General features: G+C 62.8%; 16 protein-coding genes. 5 read left to right on the top strand and 11 right to left on the bottom strand.

Annotated features, from left to right (window positions below; all coding sequences use genetic code 11):
* Positions 1-28: 28 nt before the first annotated feature.
* The 11 genes from AC1D0I_RS08570 to AC1D0I_RS08520 form a co-directional block, all read right to left on the bottom strand.
* Complete coding sequence (locus tag AC1D0I_RS08570; RefSeq protein ID WP_477394346.1) at positions 29-958, bottom strand: LysR family transcriptional regulator; 930 nt, start codon at positions 956-958, stop codon at positions 29-31.
* Positions 959-1016: 58 nt separating this feature from the next.
* Positions 1017-1931, bottom strand: a complete 915-nt coding sequence (locus AC1D0I_RS08565) for an SMP-30/gluconolactonase/LRE family protein (RefSeq protein ID WP_477394344.1) — start codon at positions 1929-1931, stop codon at positions 1017-1019.
* Positions 1932-1943: 12 nt separating this feature from the next.
* Positions 1944-3446, bottom strand: coding sequence for an aldehyde dehydrogenase family protein (locus AC1D0I_RS08560; RefSeq protein ID WP_477394342.1), 1503 nt, complete (start codon positions 3444-3446; stop codon positions 1944-1946).
* Positions 3447-3470: 24 nt separating this feature from the next.
* Complete coding sequence (locus AC1D0I_RS08555) at positions 3471-4970, bottom strand: aldehyde dehydrogenase (protein WP_477394340.1); 1500 nt, start codon at positions 4968-4970, stop codon at positions 3471-3473.
* Positions 4967-5344: a carboxymuconolactone decarboxylase family protein gene (locus AC1D0I_RS08550; RefSeq protein ID WP_112619578.1), complete on the bottom strand. Its 378-nt coding sequence runs from the start codon at positions 5342-5344 to the stop codon at positions 4967-4969. Before AC1D0I_RS08550 ends, AC1D0I_RS08555 begins: the two co-directional genes overlap by 4 nt.
* 29 nt (positions 5345-5373) lie before the next feature.
* On the bottom strand, positions 5374-5781 hold the full coding sequence (locus AC1D0I_RS08545; protein WP_477394338.1) for a hypothetical protein: 408 nt from the start codon (positions 5779-5781) through the stop codon (positions 5374-5376).
* Between the two features lies 1 nt (position 5782).
* Positions 5783-7456 (bottom strand): GMC family oxidoreductase, encoded by a 1674-nt coding sequence (locus AC1D0I_RS08540; RefSeq protein WP_477394336.1) that lies wholly within the window; start codon positions 7454-7456, stop codon positions 5783-5785.
* Positions 7457-7492: 36 nt separating this feature from the next.
* Complete coding sequence (locus AC1D0I_RS08535) at positions 7493-8461, bottom strand: ABC transporter permease (protein ID WP_457152921.1); 969 nt, start codon at positions 8459-8461, stop codon at positions 7493-7495.
* A 2-nt stretch (positions 8462-8463) separates the two neighbouring features.
* Positions 8464-9414, bottom strand: coding sequence for an ABC transporter permease (locus AC1D0I_RS08530; RefSeq protein WP_477394334.1), 951 nt, complete (start codon positions 9412-9414; stop codon positions 8464-8466).
* Positions 9411-10940 (bottom strand): sugar ABC transporter ATP-binding protein, encoded by a 1530-nt coding sequence (locus AC1D0I_RS08525; protein ID WP_477303111.1) that lies wholly within the window; start codon positions 10938-10940, stop codon positions 9411-9413. The genes AC1D0I_RS08530 and AC1D0I_RS08525 overlap by 4 nt, the downstream gene beginning before the upstream one ends.
* 74 nt (positions 10941-11014) lie before the next feature.
* On the bottom strand, positions 11015-12226 hold the full coding sequence (locus AC1D0I_RS08520; RefSeq protein WP_477394332.1) for a substrate-binding domain-containing protein: 1212 nt from the start codon (positions 12224-12226) through the stop codon (positions 11015-11017).
* A gap of 315 nt (positions 12227-12541) precedes the next feature.
* On the opposite strand from AC1D0I_RS08520, the gene AC1D0I_RS08515 reads away from it, so the two are divergent.
* The 5 genes from AC1D0I_RS08515 (at position 12542) to AC1D0I_RS08495 (ending at position 18025) form a co-directional block, all read left to right on the top strand.
* The gene (locus AC1D0I_RS08515; RefSeq protein ID WP_477394330.1) at positions 12542-13306 is read left to right on the top strand and encodes an electron transfer flavoprotein subunit beta/FixA family protein; all 765 of its coding nucleotides are present in this window, start codon (positions 12542-12544) and stop codon (positions 13304-13306) included.
* A 3-nt stretch (positions 13307-13309) separates the two neighbouring features.
* Complete coding sequence (locus AC1D0I_RS08510; RefSeq protein WP_477394329.1) at positions 13310-14278, top strand: electron transfer flavoprotein subunit alpha/FixB family protein; 969 nt, start codon at positions 13310-13312, stop codon at positions 14276-14278.
* A 1-nt stretch (position 14279) separates the two neighbouring features.
* Positions 14280-16235 carry a heterodisulfide reductase-related iron-sulfur binding cluster gene (locus AC1D0I_RS08505; RefSeq protein ID WP_477394327.1) on the top strand — a complete coding sequence of 652 codons (1956 nt, stop codon included), beginning with the start codon at positions 14280-14282 and terminating at the stop codon, positions 16233-16235.
* A gap of 69 nt (positions 16236-16304) precedes the next feature.
* On the top strand, positions 16305-17228 hold the full coding sequence (locus AC1D0I_RS08500; RefSeq protein WP_477394325.1) for an NAD(P)-dependent oxidoreductase: 924 nt from the start codon (positions 16305-16307) through the stop codon (positions 17226-17228).
* Positions 17171-18025, top strand: a complete 855-nt coding sequence (locus tag AC1D0I_RS08495) for an N-acyl homoserine lactonase family protein (protein WP_477394323.1) — start codon at positions 17171-17173, stop codon at positions 18023-18025. Before AC1D0I_RS08500 ends, AC1D0I_RS08495 begins: the two co-directional genes overlap by 58 nt.
* Positions 18026-18038 lie beyond the last annotated feature (13 nt).

The raw sequence follows: 18038 nt of genomic DNA, 5'->3' as shown, positions 1-18038 counted from the left end.
CGAATTGCACACTATCCTGCTCGTGCAGCTATTCGATATGGCTTGTCGGTTTCCAGATGTGTGTCGATATGATGTCGCGCAGCTCGGTGCGAACCGTGCGGAAGAGCGGGCGAAAGTTCGAGGACATCGGTCGCTGCGAGGAGGTCGCGAGGATCAGCTGTCGGGTAATCGGCGGGTCGAATGGCCAGACCTCGATGCGGCCAGCCTCCACAAGGAGGTGGACGGAAGCGTAGGGCAGAACCGTATAGCCAGTTCCCTCCTCGACCAGAAGCAAGGTTGAAGGCATTGCCTCCAGCTCCATCTCTACACGCGGATAGATGCCATGCTCCGCCAAGGTGTTATCGATAAGCCGCCGCAGTCCGTGCGGGCGGCTGGGCAGGATCATCGGCAGCTCGGCGAAGATGTTGAGGCCGACCGGCCCGCGCGGCAGCACGCGCTCGGACAAGACCGGCCCGATCAGAAACAGCTCGTCATCGGCCAGCGGTTCGGTCAGCACGGAAGGATGGTTCGGCGAATTGTAGAGCACGGCGGCATCGATGCGACCGGCGATCAGCCATTCCAGGATATGGCCGCTGAAGCCTTCGATCACCTGCAGCGCGACATTGGGAAACTCGTTCTTGATCTTCTTGACCAAGGGCACGGTCAGCACGGTGCCAACCGAGGGCGGCACGGCCAGCACCAACCTCCCCTTCGGCGAGGATTTGAGGTTCGATACTGCATTCTGCGCCAGCCGCATCCGCTCGACGATCTCGTCGGCATGGGCCTTCAGAAGCACGCCCGCCTCGGTCAGCACGACGCCGCGGCCGTTGCGATAGAACAGCTCGACGCCGAGTTCCTCCTCAAGCCCGCGAATATGGCGCGTGACCATCGGCTGGGTGACGTTGAGGTCGAGCGCGGCCTTCGAGAAGCTGCCAGCCGCACCGACGGCGATGAATACCTGTAGCTGTTTCGTGTCCAACTTTCGCCCTAACCATCCACTGCTACAGAGCTTCCAGGCTGACTCAGTGGTGTCCGTGTCACATGCCGAACGGGTACTGCTGGCCCCGGACATTTAGGAAAACGGCATAGACCGACGTTGTCGCTGTGATGAACAGCCTATTGTTGCGCGGTCCACCAAAGGTCAGGTTCGCAACCATTTCCGGCACCTGAATTTTCCCGATGAGCTCACCTTGGGGCGTATGGCACTGTACGCCATCCCACGCGCTGATCCAGAGATTGCCCGCAACGTCAACGCGAAAGCCATCCGGAATGCCAGGCGATATGTCGGCGAAGACGCGGGAATTTACCAACTTGTCACCGTCAACGTCAAACTGCCTGACGTGATGCGGGGCGCTGCGGTCTGTGAGGAAGCCGGAGTCCGAAACATAAAGGTGCTTCTCGTCGGGCGAGAAGGCTAGCCCGTTCGGCATAGAGAAATCATCGGCAACAACGGTGACTACTCCCGAGCTGGGATCGATCCTGTAGACGCGGCAGCCCGGTTGCTCCTGCAGGCCCTTGCGCCCGACATAGTCCGAAATGATCCCGTAGTTGGGGTCGGTGAACCAGATGCTGCCGTCGGACTTCACGACCACATCGTTCGGCGAGTTCAACGGCTTGCCATCGTATGCGGAGGCCAGCACCGTGATCGAGCCGTTCCATTCGGTGCGCACCACACGGCGTTCCCCCTGCATGCAGGTGACCAGCCTTCCACTACGGTCGCGCGTGTTGCCGTTCGGATTTGAGACATGGCTTCGGAACAGCGAAACCGCCCCCGTCTCCTCGTCCCACCGCAGCATGCGGTCGTTGGGGATATCGCTCCAGATCAGCGAGCGAAGGTCGGCGAAATAGACCGGCCCCTCCGCCCAGCGATTTCCCGTATGGATGGTTTCGAGGAATGCGACCGGATCGATCAGCTCCCCGAACCGCGCATCGATCGTCTCGTAGCAGGACATCGACCGCCTCGCCTATGGCAGCCGGATCGCGACGGTCTTGGTCTCGGTGTAGAGCTGCAGCGCCTGTTCGCCAAGTTCGCGCCCCCACCCCGATTGCTTGAAACCACCGAACGGCATGGTGACGTCGTTGAAGTTGTGGCAGTTCACCCAGACCGTGCCGGATTTGATTTTCGCGGCCAGCCGATGCGCGGCGCCCAGATTGTTGGTCCAGATCGATGCAGCCAGGCCATACTCGGTGTCGTTGGCATCCCTGGCAAGTTGGTCCAGATCCTCGTCGTCGAACGGCATCGCGCAGGCCACCGGCCCGAATATCTCCTCGCGGATCACCGACATGTCCGGCCGCGTCCTGGAAATGACCGTCGGCTCGACGAAATAGCCGACGTCGCCGGCACGCGCGCCACCGGTGACGATTTCGGCACCGTCGCTCCTGCCTTCCGAGATCAACCTGGTGATGCGTTCCATCTGCTGCTGAGAGACGACGGGGCCGAGCTCGGTTGAGGGATCAAGCCCGGCGCCGAGCTTCAGCTTTTCGGCACGCTCGGCAATGCCGGACATGACCTTGTCGTAGATCTTCTTGTGAACGAAGAACCGTGTTCCCGCGCCGCAGCTCTGGCCGGCATTGAAGAATGCCGCGCTCGATGCGCCTGCCACCGCCATGTCGATATCGGCGTCGCCGAGAACGATGATCGGCGCCTTGCCGCCAAGTTCCAGGCTGACCTTCTTGAGATTGCCGGTCGCGGCGCGCGCGATCAACCGGCCGACTTCGGTCGAACCGGTGAAAGCCACCTTGTCGATATCTGGATGGGCCGCCATCGCCGCCCCAACCGTTTCGCCAAAGCCGGTCAGGATGTTGACCACGCCTTCCGGAAAGCCGGCGTCCTGGACCAGCTTACCGAAGTAGAGCGCTCCGAGCGGCGTCTGCTCGGCCGGCTTGAGCACGACGGTGCAGCCGGCCGCCAGTGCCGGCGCCACCTTCCAGGCGAGCATGCTGAGCGGGAAATTCCACGGGATGATCTGGCCGACGACGCCGACCGGCTCGCGGCGGGTGTAGGCGTGCCAGTCACCCGGCGCGTTGATGGTCATCGTCTCGCCATTGATCTTGGTGGCCCACCCCGCATAATAGCGGAACGTCTCAGCCGTGAACGGCACCTCGCCATTGCGGGAATCGCCGATCGGCTTGCCGCTCTCATAGGAATTGAGCGTTGCCAGCATATCGACATTGGCATCAATCAGATCGGCGAGTTTCCAGATCAGCCTGGCGCGCTCGGCCGGCACCATTTTCGACCAAGGACCGTCGATCGCAGTCCGCGCGGCCTTGACCGCCAGATCGACATCGGCGTCATCGCCGGCTGGCACCCTCGCGATGGCCCGGCCGTTCGAGGGATCGATGACGTCGAGCGACTGCCCGGAGGCCGCAGAAAGCCATGCGCTGCCGATCAGCATCGCGTGCCTGCCGCCGACGAACGCCGCCACCTTCGGAGCGAGCGGCGGCACGGCATCGAAACGTATGTTCATGATTCCTCCGAAGGGTCTCTTCGATCAGCGCTGGACGAACGGCGCGGGAATGGAGTTCCCGGCATCAATCCAGATGCTCTTTTCCTGAAGATATTCGTAGATAGCGGTCTGGCCGTTCTCCCGGCCGATGCCCGACTGCTTGTAGCCGCCAAAAGGCGAGAGATAGCTGGTGGCGCGGTACATGTTGACCCAGACGCTGCCGGCTTCGAGCCGCTCGGGCAGGCGGATTGCGCGGCCGAGGTCCTGCGTCCAAAGACCGGCCGCAAGCCCGTAGATGGTGTCATTGGCGATGGCCACCGCCTCGTCCTCATCCTCGAAGGGAATGACCGACAGCACCGGTCCGAAGACCTCTTCCTGGGCGATGCGCATGGACTGCTTCACGTTACCGAAGATCGTCGGCTCGACGAACCAGCCGTCGGCAATCGATGTGTCCTCGGGTATCTTGCCGCCAAGCAATTGCGCGGCGCCTTCACCGTTGGCGATGCCAATGTAGTCGAGCACTTTCGCGCGCTGCGGCAGGGTGGTGATCGGACCGACCTGGGTCTCGGGATCGAGCGGATCGCCAATCCTCGCGGTCTTTGCGAAGGCGACCAGCTTCTCCGTCACCTGGTCGTAGACGGAGCGCTGCACAAGCGCGCGCGAGCCAGCGATGCAGGTCTGCCCCGTCGCGGCGAAGATACCGGAAACGAGGCCGGGGATGGCGGCATCCATCTTGGCGTCGGCGAAAACGATGTTGGCGGATTTACCGCCGAGTTCGAGCGTCACCTTCTTAAGCCCGCCGGCGGCAGCCTGATAGACGCGGCGGCCGGTTGCATCACCACCGGTGAACGCCACTTTCGCGACATCGGCATGCGTGACGAGGCGGTCGCCGATTTCATGGCCGAAGCCGGTGACGATGTTGACGACGCCGTTGGGAAAGCCCGCCTTCTCGAAAAGCCGGCCGAAGAACAATGCCGACACCGAGGAAAATTCCGACGGCTTCCAGACGATCGTGTTGCCGGCAGCGAGCGCCGGGGCAAGCTTCCACGTCGCCAGCATCAAGGGCGAGTTCCACGGCGTAATCGCGGCCACAACCCCGAGCGGCTCGCGGCGCGTGTAATTGAACACCCCCGGCTTGTCGATCGGGATCACACGCCCTTCGATCTTGTCGGCAAGGCCGCCAAAGAAGCGGAACCATTGCGGAATGTATTTGCACTGCATCCGCATTTCATTGATCAGCTTGCCGTTGTCGCGGGTTTCGAGAACGGCCAGGTTTTCGGCCTCCTCCGCCACGAGGTCGGCAAAGCGCGTCATGATCTGCCCACGCGCGGTTGGGGTCATCGTCCGCCACTCGCCGCGGAACGCGGCGGCGGCTGCCTGAACGGCCGCATCGACATCGGCTACGCCGGCGCGCGGAACGAGAGCCCAGGCCTTGCCGGTGAAGGGATCGAAGGATTCGAAATAGTCACCCGACTGCGCGGCGGCCGAGCGGCCGCCGATCAGCATCGAGAGCTTTTCCGTGGCCAGCGGCGGACGGGTTGTCATGCTCCGACTTCCTGCATGGCTTCGCGCGCCACCCGGAAAGAATCGACGCCCGCGGGCACGCCCGCATAGATCACGACCTGTAGAAGGACTTCGCGGATTTCGTCTTTGGTCACACCGTTGGTCAGCGCGCCCTTCACATGCATCTTCAGTTCGTGCGGACGATTGAGCGCGGAAAGCATGGCGAGGTTCAGCATGCTGCGGGTCTTCTTGTCGAGCGTGTCACGGCCCCAGACGGCGCCCCAGCAATATTCCGTCACGAGTTCCTGCAGCGGACGATTGAAATCGTCGGCGCTGGCGAAGGATTTCTCGACGAATTCGGCGCCCAGAACTGATTTGCGGATTTCAAAACCCTTGTCGAACACGTCTTTGCTCATTGGATGGTCCTTTCCAGTTGATTGGGAGATCAAAGGCCGGGTGTCGGCCGATATTTGCGGCCACGTGCGACCACCTGGCCGAGCGAGCCGTCGGTCAGATAGATCTGCGTCGCCTTGGAATCGTAAGGGACGTTCTCCTGGCCCGGGTAGCCGATCAGCTCGCGCACGCGCGGGCTCATATAGTAGGTGGCGATGGCAATGGTTGTGATCGCCGAGAAGGCTTCGCCATCCTCCTTGTTGAGGCTTTCCAGACGAGCTTCGGCGCCGGAGGCCGGATCGACCGCGACGCCGCGCGCAAAGCCCGGCTTTAGATCAATCCGAAAATCCAGGGACTTCTCGACATCGGCGTAACCGCAGACGTCGCTGAACTTCGGCATCTTGCCATGCGCGGGGATCAGGAAGTCCGCGAGTGCAAGGAAGGCGTTCTCATTCGACATGTCAGGCCACCTTCTGGTTGCGGCGCTCGGCGATCATGCGGCGCGTGTTGCGCAGCGCCACGGCCATGATGGTCGCTGTCGGATTGGTGGCGCCCGAGGTCGGGAAGGTCGAGGCGTCCATGACGTAGAGGTTCGGCACGTCGTGGCAGGCGCCCCACTGGTCGACGACCGAGCGCTTGGGGTCGCCGCCCATGACGGTGGTGCCGATGAGATGCCAACCGGATTCACGCACCGGCGTCGAAACCAGCGTCTCGATGGCGCCGGCGGCGCGCACCGATTCCAGGCAGCGGTCGATGTTGAACTTGAGCAGCCGGTTGGAGTTCTCGTTGACCTTGTAGACGATCTGCGGCGCCGGCAGGCCATCGGAATCCACCAGATCCTTCGACAGCACCACCTGGTTGCTTTCCTCCGGAAGATCTTCGCCGACGATGCCCCAGATCAGCGAGTGGCCGAAGCGGCGGGCTACATTTTCATGGAGGTTGGCGCCCCAGAAATCCTGGAACCGGCCGCTTTCGGCGACATAGACCTTGGAACCGGTCGCCCCGGATACGCCGACCGGTCCGCCCGACGGCATGCAGTTCCATTTCGAGCCGCGCACAAAGCCGCGGCTTTCGTCGGTCTCGTAGAATTCCAGCGAATAGACCTGCTGGCCAAAGGGGCCGCGCCAGGAATCGAGGGGGTCCTCATATGATGCGAGTACGCTTGCGAACGGATGCATCATCAGACGCTTGCCGACCATGCCGGACGAATTGGCAAGGCCGTCCGGATTCCTGGCTCCTCCCGACATCAGCAGCAGCCGCGGCGTGCCAACGCCATTGGCGCACAGGATGACCACCTTGGCGCGCTGGCGCCGGTCGCGCCCGTTCGCGTCGACATAGACGACGCCGGTCGCCAGTCCCTGGTCGTTGGTCTCGATCTCCTTGACACGGGCACGGGTGATGAGCCGCGCGCCGGCCTTCAGGGCCAGTGGCCAATGCGACCGGTCGGTCGTCGATTTCGCGCCCTCCGGACAGCCCGTCAGACAGGTTCCGCGGCGCACGCAGGGATTGAGTTCGCCGAACTTCTCCGACGGGATGGCGTTGCTGCCGGGCCACCAGTGCCAGCCCATCTTCTCCATACCCAGCGCACCGCGCTGGCCGACGGAGCCCATGGGGAGCGCCGGAAAGGGATAGGCGCCGCGCGGCGGATAGGCCGGATCGCCGGCAAGGCCAGACACGCCCACTTCGCGCTCGATCTCGAGCTGGTAGGGCAACAGGTCTTCATAGGTGAACGGCCAGTCCTCGGCCACGCCATCCATCGAGCGCACGCGGAAGTCGGACGGCAGGAAATGCATCCATTGCGCGCCGTAGAGCGTCGCGCTGCCACCGACGCCGGCATACATCAGCGGGTTGATGTCCGTCGTCGAGGTGTCGACGGGATAGTCGTTGGGATTGTCGCGGACGTTGGGATTGGGATGCCAGAGCTTGGTGCTGACAAGCTCGTGCTCCGGACGGGCACCCGTATAGTCGGCATAGTCCGGCCATTCGCCCTGCTCGAGCACGACGACGGAAATGCCGGCGCGCGCCAGATGGAGGGCTGCGACCGAGCCGGATGGACCGGCGCCGACAATCACGACATCGACTTCCTCGTCGCGCCTTGCCCGTGCACTGCGATCCGCCAGAACTTCAACGGTCATTTTCTTCCTCCCTTGCGGTCCAATGGCAACATCGTGTCAGACGAGGCGCGTCCGGTAAAACGCCGCCGCGCCGATGATGATGATGCCCTTGATGATGAGCTGCATCTCGATCGGAAATCCTAGCAGCAGCACGAGATTGTTGATCACCATCAGCACGGCCACGCCAAGCAGCGCCGCAAAGATGTTGCCGCGCCCCCCGGTCAGCGCGACACCGCCCATGACGGCGGCGACGATGGAGTCCAGTTCGTAGCCCTGGCCGACCCAGTTCGAAACGGTGCCGACATAGCCGAGCAGGAACAGCCCGCCTATTCCCGCGCAGACCGAACAGATCACGTAGCACAGGATGATCACGCGATCAGGCGCGACGCCGTTGAGGAACGCGGCCTTGGGGTTGGTTCCGACCATGAATATCTCGCGTCCGAGGCGCGAGCGATGCAGCACGATGCCAAAAGCAATCGCCAGCACCGCCAGCGTCATCAGGTTAACGGGAACGCCAAGAATGCGCCCGGAGGCCAGAAAGCCCATGCCAGGCGGCAAGGTGCTGATCGGCGCACCGCCGGTGTAGGCGAAGCGGATACCCTGCAGGATGATCATCATCGCCAGCGTCGCCAGGAACGGACTGACGTTGCGCCTGGCCACCAGCCATCCGTTCAGGAAGCCGACAATGGCCGAGAAGACGATCGCCGCCAGAAAGATCAGCGGAATGGCGTCGTTGGTGGTGGCCTTGAAGGCGGTCGCCAGCACCGCGACCGTGGCCATCAGGGACGCCACCGACAGGTCCAGCCCACGCACCAGGATCACGAATGTCTGGCCGATCACGACCATGCCGAGCGGTGCCGCGATGGTCAGCACATTGACCAGGTTGGCCGGCCGCAGGAAGGTCGGCGACGCCGCCGCAGCGACCGCCATCAGCACCGCCAGGAAGATCACCAGCCCATAGCGTTCGAAGATGGTCGCGAGCGACAGGCCTCGTGAGCGCGGCATCGGAGTGTCGAGAGGCGCCATCGTTATCTCCGCCTCGAAGTGTGGATGCCGACCGCGATGATGATGATGAGACCCTGGATGACCCACTGATAGTAGGACGAGACGTTCACGAAATTCAGCAAATTGTTGAGCATGGTGACCAGCAGTACGCCGAGGAACGTGCCAAGCACGCCGCCCCTGCCGCCGGCCAGTATGGTGCCGCCGACCACGACAGGCGTCACCGATTGAAGTGTCAGCGCAGTACCGATGCGCGGATCGCCAACACCGGTGCGGGCGGTGAGGAAAATCGCCGCGATGCCGGCGCACAGGCCGGACAGCGCGTAAGCAAGCACGACGATGCGGTCGACGGGCAGGCCGTTCAGCCTTGCCGCTTCCCGATCACCGCCGACGAAATAGATGCTGCGGCCCGAACGGGTCCGCTGCAGCCAGAGGCCGGCCAGGGCGAAAATGGCTACGAGGATGATGGCGCTGACCGGAATGCCGGCGACCTTGGCATAGGCGACGTCGGCGAAGGCGCGCGGCACCGAACCGCCGGGCTCCTTGCGATACATCAGCGTGCCGCCGAAAATGACAGAAGACATGCCGAGCGTTACGATCAGCGAATGGACGCGCAGCACAACCGTCAGCAGCCCGTTGAGCGCCCCCACAGCGGTCGCGGCCACCAGGGCGAGCGGCAGCGCCAGCCAGACCAGGTCCGGCCGCCATTCGAGGAAGTTCGCCAGGAAGACCGTCAGCGCGCTCACCAGCGAGMCGATCGCCAGGTCGATGCCGCCCATCAGCACGACGAAGGTCTGGCCGAGGCTGACCATGCCCAGCACGATAAGCTGCTGGAACAGATTGCCGACATTGCGCCAAGTGAGGAAGCGGTCGGACAGGAAACCGCCGGCAACAGCCAGCACGACCAGCAGCACCGCAACGATCAGGTACGACATCATCAGCCGGTTGCGGCGAATATCCATGGCGATGGCGCTCATGCGATCTCCTCCGCTGGCGCCTTGTGACGCTCGATCGATCTTACCGCGAGATCCATGATTACCTCCTCGCCGAGAGCGTCGCCTTCGACTTCGCCCACGACGCGGCCCTGGGCCATCACGAAGACCCTGTCGGACAGACCAACGATTTCTGGCAGTTCGGAACTGATCATCAGGACGCCGACGCCCGAATCCGCCAGACGCCGGACGATGCGGTAGATCTCGACCTTGGCGCCGATATCGACGCCGCGTGTCGGCTCGTCGAGGATGAGCAGCCGATTGGCGATCCTGGACCAGCGACTGAACAGCACCTTCTGCTGGTTGCCGCCAGACAGATTGCCGACCTTCACATCAGGCGAAGGTGTTGCGACCGAGAAATCGTGGATCTGGCGCTCGGCCAGCGCACGCTCCCGCGAGCGGTCGATCAGGCCATATTTCGTGATGCCCTGGAGGTCCGGCGCCATGATGTTGGCGGAAATCGGAAGGCCAAGAAAGAGGCCCTCGTCCTTGCGGTTCTCGGTCAGAAAACCGAGGCCGCCGGCGATGGCATCCTTCGGCACTCTCTTTGGGAACGGCTTGCCGTCGAACTCGATCACCCCGCCTTCGACGGCGCGCGCGCCGAAAATGGCCTCCGCGACTTCCGTGCGCCCCGAGCCGACCATGCCGGCCACGCCGACGATCTCTCCGGCCTTCACGCTCAGGCTGACGTCGCGTACGCGCGGACCGGCCCGCAGGTTGCGAACGCTGAGGATGTCCGGCCCATCCGCCGGCGCCGCGCGCCGCGCCGGATAGATCTGGCCGAGGCTGCGGCCAACCATCTTGGTGATCATCTCTTCGCGGCTGATCTCGCCCACCGGGCTCATGCCGACGACCTGGCCGTCCTTCAGGATTGTTACCCGGTCGGCGATCTCGAAAATTTCCTCGAGCCGATGCGAGACATAGACGATGCCGACGCCCTCGTTGCGCAGCCTGCGCATGTTCTCGAACAAAAGGTCGACCTCATGGCCGGCAATGACAGCGGTCGGTTCGTCCAGGATGAGCAGCCTGGCCTTGCCGACCAGCGCTTTTGCAATCTCGACCATCTGCTGGTCGGCAAGCGGCAGTTCGTCGATCCTTGCGTGCGTGGGAATGCTAACCCCGAGCTGGGCGAGGATTTCCGCGGCGCGGGCGTGGCGGGCACGATTGGAGATGAGCCCAAACCGGCCGCGAGGCTGTGCGTCGATCAGAATGTTTTCGGCCACCGACAGTTCGGGAAAAAGCGCAAGTTCCTGATGAATGACATGGATGCCGGCGGCGCGCGCGGCCTTTGGCGATTGCCAGGAGACCCGCTTGCCGAGATAGGTGATGGCGCCGGAATTCGGCTTCACGGCCCCGCCCATGACGCGGATAAGGGTCGACTTGCCAGCGCCATTCTCACCGAGAAGGGCGTGAATCTCGCCTGGCTGTACGGCGAAATCGACCTTGTCCAGGGGTTTTACGCCGGGATACTCCTTCTCGATCTGGCTGAGTTCGATAACAGAAATGGACATTATCCGACGCTCAAAACAATCAAATCACACCCGGGTGCGCGTCCTTGGACGCGCACCCGGTTGAGCTGGGAGGCTCACTTCGGATAGTCGGGATTGAACGTGCTGGGGTTGTATCCCGCCGGCAGTCCGTTGCTTGGCGACAGGTCACCCGGGTCACTCATGCTGACATGGTCGAGCAGATGCCGGTCGCCCTTGACGGACACCGTATCGGCGCCAGGCGACGTCACCACCTGGAAGCTGACCTCGACCTTGTCGGGAACCGAAATGCCCTTGAGCACATCGAGCGCCGTTTCGATGCCGGTGATGCCCATCGACGTCGGATAGTCGATACCGACCATCTTGATGTTGTGCTGGTTGGCCAGCTGATACATCCGCGCAACATCGCCGCCGGTGATCGGCGGAAATTCGCCGTCCTTGTAGCCGGCGTCGAGGAACGCCTCGATCGCGCCATAGCCCTGCAGCGCACTGTCGGACAGCACGCCGTCGATGGCCTTGCCGTGCTTCTGGATCAGCGCGGCCATCACCGATTTGCCGGTGGCCGGATTCCAGTCGCAATACTGCTTTTCCAGCACCTTGATGCCGGGGAACTTGGAGAACACTTCCTCGTTCGCCTTGATGCGGATTTCCGCGACGCTGGATCCGGCGATGCCTGGCAGCATGACGATGTTGCCCTTGCCGCCCAGCGTCTCGCACAGCCACTGTGCCTCGAGACGGCCCAGCGCCCAATCGGATGCCGTGACGTAGGTGATGTAGTTGGCCGGCGTCTTCACCTTGCGATCGACCATGACGACGGGAATGCCCTGTTCCGTGGCGCGGCCGACGACGGAATCGAGCGCGTCCTCGGTAGAGGCCGCAATGAGGAGAATATCGACGCCCTGGCTGATCAGATCCTGGATGTCGGCAATCTGCTTGGAGGGATCGTCGTTGGCGTCGGTGACGAGAAGATGGGCAATCTCGTCGCGATGCTGGCCGGCCGACCAGAGGACGCCATGCTGGAAGGCGACGCGCCAGGCATTGGAAATCGACGCATTGGAAAAGCCGATCGTATAGGGACCCGCCTTCTTCCACTTCGACGTGTCGACCATGCTGTTGGCATTGGGGTTCCACATCCAGGTGCGTGGCGCACCATAGTAGCCGGGCTTCGTTTCCGGCTCCGAAGCGACGGCTGCGCTGGTCTGGGCGAGTTGGATGGCCGGTGCAGCGGCCATGGCTGCCGCCACGGCCGGCATGCCCCGGATGAAGCTCTTACGAGAAATCTTGTGGTCTAGTATGCTCTTTATTGACATTGGTTCCTCCTCCTGAACGCTCGACAGAGCGCCTAAAACTCTCCTCAAATATTCGTGCACACGAGACAGTATAAACAAACAATAGATGTTTATATCCCGGGCAAATCGCACGACTATTTTCCTGACAACCTCCAATTCAGGAAAATTCGATTGAAAGCGATTTGACCCAAATTAGCAGTCGATTACCCACGATCGTCAATCTGCCGTCTTGTAATAGCTGCTATTACCTTTTTCGCCATTGGGGGCGGCGAAGAATACGACTTATCTAGCAGCCGGTGCCGGGCGCTTGAGGTGCGTTCCGTCGGAGGAGAGGCCGTGAATATTCTTGTTATCTTGCGCATGATCCCGGATTCCGCGGGCGAGCTGCAGCTCGCCGAGGACGGCCGCAGCATCGATCGGGAATGGCTGGATTTCCAGCTCAACGATTTCGACGATCATGCCCTCGAGGAAGCAATCCTGCTCAAGGAAGCCGGCGGCGCGAAGGTGACAGCGGTGGCCGTTGGCGAAGGCGCCAACCGTGTCCTGCAGATGGCTGCCGCGCGCGGTGCCGACGAAGCCGTGGCGCTGCAGTCCGAGGAGGACGCCATGATCTCCTCACGCGAGATCGCGGCGTCCATCGCTGCGATGGCGCGAGCGAAGTCGGCCGACCTGGTTCTGTGCGGCGTTCAATCGAGCGAGGATGTCTTTGGCCAGCTCGCGCCCTATGTCGGCGCGCTGCTCGACTGGCCGCATGTGTCGGGAACCAACCGTATCGTTGCGAACGGCGCCGTGCTTCGGGTCACGCAAGAGCGCGGCGCGGGTGTCGCCGTCACCTATGAGTTGGCCACGCCGGCGGTGCTGGGCGTGCAGACGGCGTCGAAGGCGCCGCGCTACGTTTCCGGCAGCAAGCTTCGCGAGGCGTCCAAGACGCCGATCGGCCGCGCCACTCCAGAATCGTCAGGCTTCGAGCGTTCCGCCGAGATCATCACATTGCGCCTGCCGGTCCAGGGCGGCTCCGGCGAGAACCTGGGCGGCAATGCCGAGACAGTAGCGGATCGTCTGGTCACCATCCTGGCAGCCAAAGGCCTGGCAAGGAACTAAGTCATGAAATTGATTGCCTGTACCGAAGGCCACTCCAGCAAGATCGAAGCCTTCTCCCTCGAAATGATCGCGGCGGCGCGTTCGCTCGCCCAGGCCGGCGACGAGGTCGTCGCCTTTTTCGCCGGCGGTGACGTACAAGGCGCATCCGCTTCCTTCGGTGCCGCCGATCGCCTGATAGTGGCCCGGGCCACAAAATCGGATGTTATTCCCGCCGAGACCTATGCGCTGCTTCTGCGCGATGTCATCACCGCCGAGAGCCCTGGCCTGGTCCTGGTTCCCTATTCGGCAAACGGACTGGACGTGGCAGCCGACATCGCAGCGCGAACCGGCTGGCCGCTCGTCTCCTATGTCAATGAAATCAAGCGGCGTGGCGAAAGCCTGACGGTCGTCGCGCAGATGTATGGCGGCAAGATACTCGCCGAATGCGAAGTGCCGCTGCCCGCCATTCTGATGATCAACCCAGGTGCCTTCGCGGAGGCAGTGCCGGGCCCGATCGCCGCCGTGAGCGTGCAGACGATCGATGCCGAACCGGCGCTCGCCGGCGGCAAGGTGAAGATGGTAGCCATCGACGTGCCGGATTATGCCGACGTCGATCTGACGACAGCCGAGAGGATCGTGTGCGTGGGCCGCGGCATCGGCGACGAGGCAAGCATCGACCTTGCGCGCAATCTGGCGACGATGCTGGGGGCGGAGATCGCCGGCAGCCGTCCTGTCGTCGACAATGGCTGGTTGCCCAAGCTGCGCCAGGTCGGCAAATCCGGCCAGAAGGTGAAGCCGAAGCTTTATCTGGCGCTCGGCGTGTCCGGTGCGCCCGAACATCTCGAGGGCATGTCGCAGGCCGACCTGATCATTGCCGTCAACACCGATCCGAAGGCCCCCATCTTCAATGTCGCGCATTACGGCGCGACCTGTGACCTGTTCGATCTCGTCGCCAATTTGAGCGACAGGCTGCGGGCCGGCTCTGCCCGTTGAGATGGCATCGACCCTGCCACTCTGGATCCTGGTCATCACAGCACTCGCATTGACGGCCTGGCGCTCGCGCCGTTACGCGGTTGCTCTTGCCAATGCACCGGCAGCGGCCCGCTTCGACCGCCCGATGCTGCGTCTCCAGGGCGTGATGGTCGCCATCGGCATGCACCGGAAAATGCTCCGCAAGCCGCTCTCCGGCGTGCTTCACGCAATCATCTTCATTTCGTTCTTCGTGCTGTTCACCGCCACGATCGATGCCTTCGGCTCGCGGCTGTTTCCCGGGTTCTCACTTGCGCCCATCGGGGGCGAAACCTGGATCGCCGCTTTGCAGGATATCTTTTCGGTGCTGATGCTGGTCGGCGTCGGACTTGCCCTCTATCAGCGCTACGTGCTGCGGCCTGCCCGCTTCGACGGCTCGAGCGGCAGTGACGCGGCAATCATCTATGTGTTGATCGTCCTGATCGTGGCGTCTCTGCTGCTTGAGGCGGCGGCGCGCATAGTCGGCGGCGCCGACGGCTCGTGGCGGCCGGTCGCGTCGGCGCTGGCAGGACTGCTCGATCGTGCCGGCATGTCGGCGCATGCGGGCGAAGAGCTGTTCTACTGGGTTCACATCGGCGCCATTCTGGCGTTCCTTGTCTATATCCCCGGTTCGAAGCACCGGCACATGTTTCTTGCCGCGCCCAACATCTACTTCCGCAGCCTCGAACCGCGCGGCCTGGCGCCCGCGGTCCCGGAAGCGCGTGAGACTCCAGGCATCGACAGCCTGGGGCAGTTCGACTGGAAACAGCAGCTCGACCTTCTGTCCTGCACCGAATGCGGCCGTTGCCAGGCGGTCTGCCCAGCCTATGCGGCCGGTCTGCCGCTCAGCCCGAAATTGCTGATCACCGACATGCGCGACGCGCTTGCCGCAGGATCATCGGCGGCCCTGCTGGTCGGCGGGGTGATTTCCGAGGAGACGCTGTGGGCCTGCACCACCTGCCGTGCCTGCATGGAGGCATGCCCGGTCGAGATCGAACATCTGCCCAAGATCATCGACATGCGCCGTCATCTGGTCGACGAAGGCCATGTCAGCCCCGGTCTGCAGGAGGCGCTATCAAACCTGACCCGTCTCGGCAATTCCATGGGCAAGCCTTCCAAGATGCGGGCGCGCTGGACCCGGGAGCTCGGCTTTCCGGTCAAGGACGCGCGCGAGGAACCCGTCGACGTTCTGTGGTTCGTCGGAGACTACGCGTCCTACGATCCGCGCGTTCAGGAAATCACCCGCAAGGTTGCAGAACTGCTGACCGCGGCCGGTGTCGACTTCGGCATTCTCTTCGATGCCGAGCGCAACAGCGGCAACGATGTGCGGCGTGCCGGCGAAGAGGGTCTGTTCGAGACGCTCGCGCAGTCCAACATCGACGAGATCAAGGCGTGCAGCTTCAAGCGGATCATGACCACCGATCCGCATAGCCTGAATGCGCTGAAGAACGACTATCAGCATTTCGGTGTGGCGTTCGAGGTGCTGCACTATACGGCGCTGCTGGCGGAACTTATCGCGGCGGGAAAACTCGATCTGCACGTCGCCGACGGCGCCAGGGTCACCTATCACGATCCCTGCTATCTTGGGCGCTACAATGGCGGCTTCGATGCGCCGCGCGAGCTGATCCGCGCCGCCGGCTATACGCTTCATGACATGCCGCGCTGCCGCGAGAATTCCTTCTGCTGCGGCGCCGGCGGCGGCCGCATCTGGCAAGGCGACGACGGCGTGACCGAGCGGCCGAGCGAGAACCGCATCCGTGAAGCGCTGAGCCTGGGCGACATCGCCTATTTCGTCGTCGCCTGCCCGAAGGACAAGGTGATGTACACCGCCGCGATCGATGCGCTCGGCGTGGCCGACAGATTGAAGGTCGTGGACATAGCGGAACTTCTCGTGCCGCGAACAGGCCAGGCGCTCGAAATGCCCACGGTGGAAACGACCTGACGGAATGCGATCCCAGAGATCGAGACCAAGCACCATGGGCAATAGGCCCCGAAAGAGGAGAGAGCGATCATGTCGACCCTGAAAATCGGCTTTGTTGGCATCGGAAAAATGGGCACGCCGATGGCGACCCGTCTCATCAAGGCCGGATACGAAGTGACTGTCTACGACGTCGACGGCAAAGCCGTTGCGGAGTTGACCAATGCGGGCGCGAAAGCCGCCGCCGGTGCGCGCGATGTTGCCGACAATGCGGAGATCGTCTTTGCCAGTCTGCCCAGCCCGCAGATCCTGGAAAAGGTGGTGCTCGGCGAAGGCGGTATCGCCGAGGGCAAGGCGGTTCGCATCTTCATCGACATCTCGACGACGGGTCCGCGCACGGCCGCCAAGGTTGCCGAAGGCCTTTCTGCCAAGAGTATCGCCATGATCGACGCGCCCGTCAGCGGAGGATTGAAGGGAGCGCGCAACGGCACCCTGGCCGTCATGGTGTCGGGGCCGAAGGCTGCCTTCGAAACGGCAAGGCCGGTGATCGAGAATTTCGGCCGGATATTCTTCATGGGCGAGGTTCAGGGCTCCGCCCAGACCATGAAGCTTGCCAACAACCTGCTTGCGGCGGCAGCACTTGCGATCTCCTCCGAAGCGGTCGTGATGGGCGTCAAGGCGGGCCTCGATCCGAAGGTGATGATCGACGTCATCAACGCCTCGAGCGGCCGCAACAGCGCCACCGAGGACAAGTTCCCAAAATCTGTCCTGCCACGCACCTTCGATTTCGGTTTCGCGACAGGCCTGTCCTTCAAGGATGTACGCTTGTGCGTCGATGAGGCGGAGGCAATGGGCGTGCCGATGGTGGTGGGCAGTGCCGTGCGCCAGTTGCTCAGCGTGACGAACCAACTCTACGGGCCTGATTCCGATTTTACCTGTATGGTCAAGACGGTCGAGACATGGGCGCATGTAGAAGTCGGTTCTGCCAAGACCACAGATGTCGCCAAAGCGAGCTGATCATGGGTGATCCCGGACGCTATGAAATCCATGCCGTTCGCTACGGCCATTTCGAACGCCGCTCGGGTGAGAATTTCCTCGGCGGCGATACGCATGATGTTGCGATGCCGCTCGACTACTTCGTCTGGGCCATCGTTGGGGAGAAACGCACCTTCATCGTCGACACCGGCTTCGACAAGCCGACCGGCGACAAACGCGGGCGCAGTGTCGTCAGACCCGTCGATGCCGGCCTGGCGGCAATCGGCATCAACCACGCCGACGTCAGCGACGTCATCATCTCCCACATGCATTACGACCATTGCGGGAACCATCATCTGTTCCCGAACGCGACCTTTCATCTGCAGGATGCGGAGATGGAGTTCGCGACCGGCCGCTGCATGTGCCACCATGCGATGCGCCATCCCTTCGAGGCGGAAGACGTGTCAACCATGGTACGACGCGTCTTTGCCGGAAAGGTCTGCTTCCACGACCCCGAGTCGCAGATCGCGCCCGGCATAACGCTCCACAAGGTTGGCGGCCACTCGCGCGGATTGCAGGTCGTGCGGGTGGAGACCGACAACGGCGCGGTCGTGATCGCGTCGGACGCAGCCCATTTCTACGCCAACATGGAACGCGAAAAACCTTTTCCCGTCTTTGACCGGCTGAGCGATGTGATCTTCGGGGTCGAGCGTATGAAACAACTCGCCAGTTCCCCCGCTCACATCGTCCCCGGGCACGACCCTCTGGTGCTCAAGCGCTTCGCGCGTACCCGCCAGGACGTCGAAGGCATTGTTACGCTGAGCCGCCCGCAGCACTGAACATGTTGGTGCC

The organism is Mesorhizobium sp. P2_D1 (assembly GCF_056404455.1).
Note: the sequence above shows the minus strand (reverse complement) of the source record. Positions and strands in the feature narration are given on the sequence as shown.

Excerpts from the sequence above, each read along its gene's own strand:
- AC1D0I_RS08520 (WP_477394332.1), bottom strand. The coding sequence starts at position 12,226 with ATGTCAATAAAGAGCATACTAGACCACAAGATTTCTCGTAAGAGCTTC.
- AC1D0I_RS08555 (WP_477394340.1), bottom strand. The coding sequence starts at position 4,970 with ATGACAACCCGTCCGCCGCTGGCCACGGAAAAGCTCTCGATGCTGATC.
- AC1D0I_RS08550 (WP_112619578.1), bottom strand. The coding sequence starts at position 5,344 with ATGAGCAAAGACGTGTTCGACAAGGGTTTTGAAATCCGCAAATCAGTT.
- AC1D0I_RS08535 (WP_457152921.1), bottom strand. The coding sequence starts at position 8,461 with ATGGCGCCTCTCGACACTCCGATGCCGCGCTCACGAGGCCTGTCGCTC.
- AC1D0I_RS08540 (WP_477394336.1), bottom strand. The coding sequence starts at position 7,456 with ATGACCGTTGAAGTTCTGGCGGATCGCAGTGCACGGGCAAGGCGCGAC.
- AC1D0I_RS08505 (WP_477394327.1), top strand. The coding sequence starts at position 14,280 with ATGGCATCGACCCTGCCACTCTGGATCCTGGTCATCACAGCACTCGCA.
- AC1D0I_RS08495 (WP_477394323.1), top strand. The coding sequence starts at position 17,171 with ATGGGCGCATGTAGAAGTCGGTTCTGCCAAGACCACAGATGTCGCCAA.
- AC1D0I_RS08510 (WP_477394329.1), top strand. The coding sequence starts at position 13,310 with ATGAAATTGATTGCCTGTACCGAAGGCCACTCCAGCAAGATCGAAGCC.
- AC1D0I_RS08565 (WP_477394344.1), bottom strand. The coding sequence starts at position 1,931 with ATGTCCTGCTACGAGACGATCGATGCGCGGTTCGGGGAGCTGATCGAT.
- AC1D0I_RS08500 (WP_477394325.1), top strand. The coding sequence starts at position 16,305 with ATGTCGACCCTGAAAATCGGCTTTGTTGGCATCGGAAAAATGGGCACG.
- AC1D0I_RS08560 (WP_477394342.1), bottom strand. The coding sequence starts at position 3,446 with ATGAACATACGTTTCGATGCCGTGCCGCCGCTCGCTCCGAAGGTGGCG.
- AC1D0I_RS08545 (WP_477394338.1), bottom strand. The coding sequence starts at position 5,781 with ATGTCGAATGAGAACGCCTTCCTTGCACTCGCGGACTTCCTGATCCCC.
- AC1D0I_RS08525 (WP_477303111.1), bottom strand. The coding sequence starts at position 10,940 with ATGTCCATTTCTGTTATCGAACTCAGCCAGATCGAGAAGGAGTATCCC.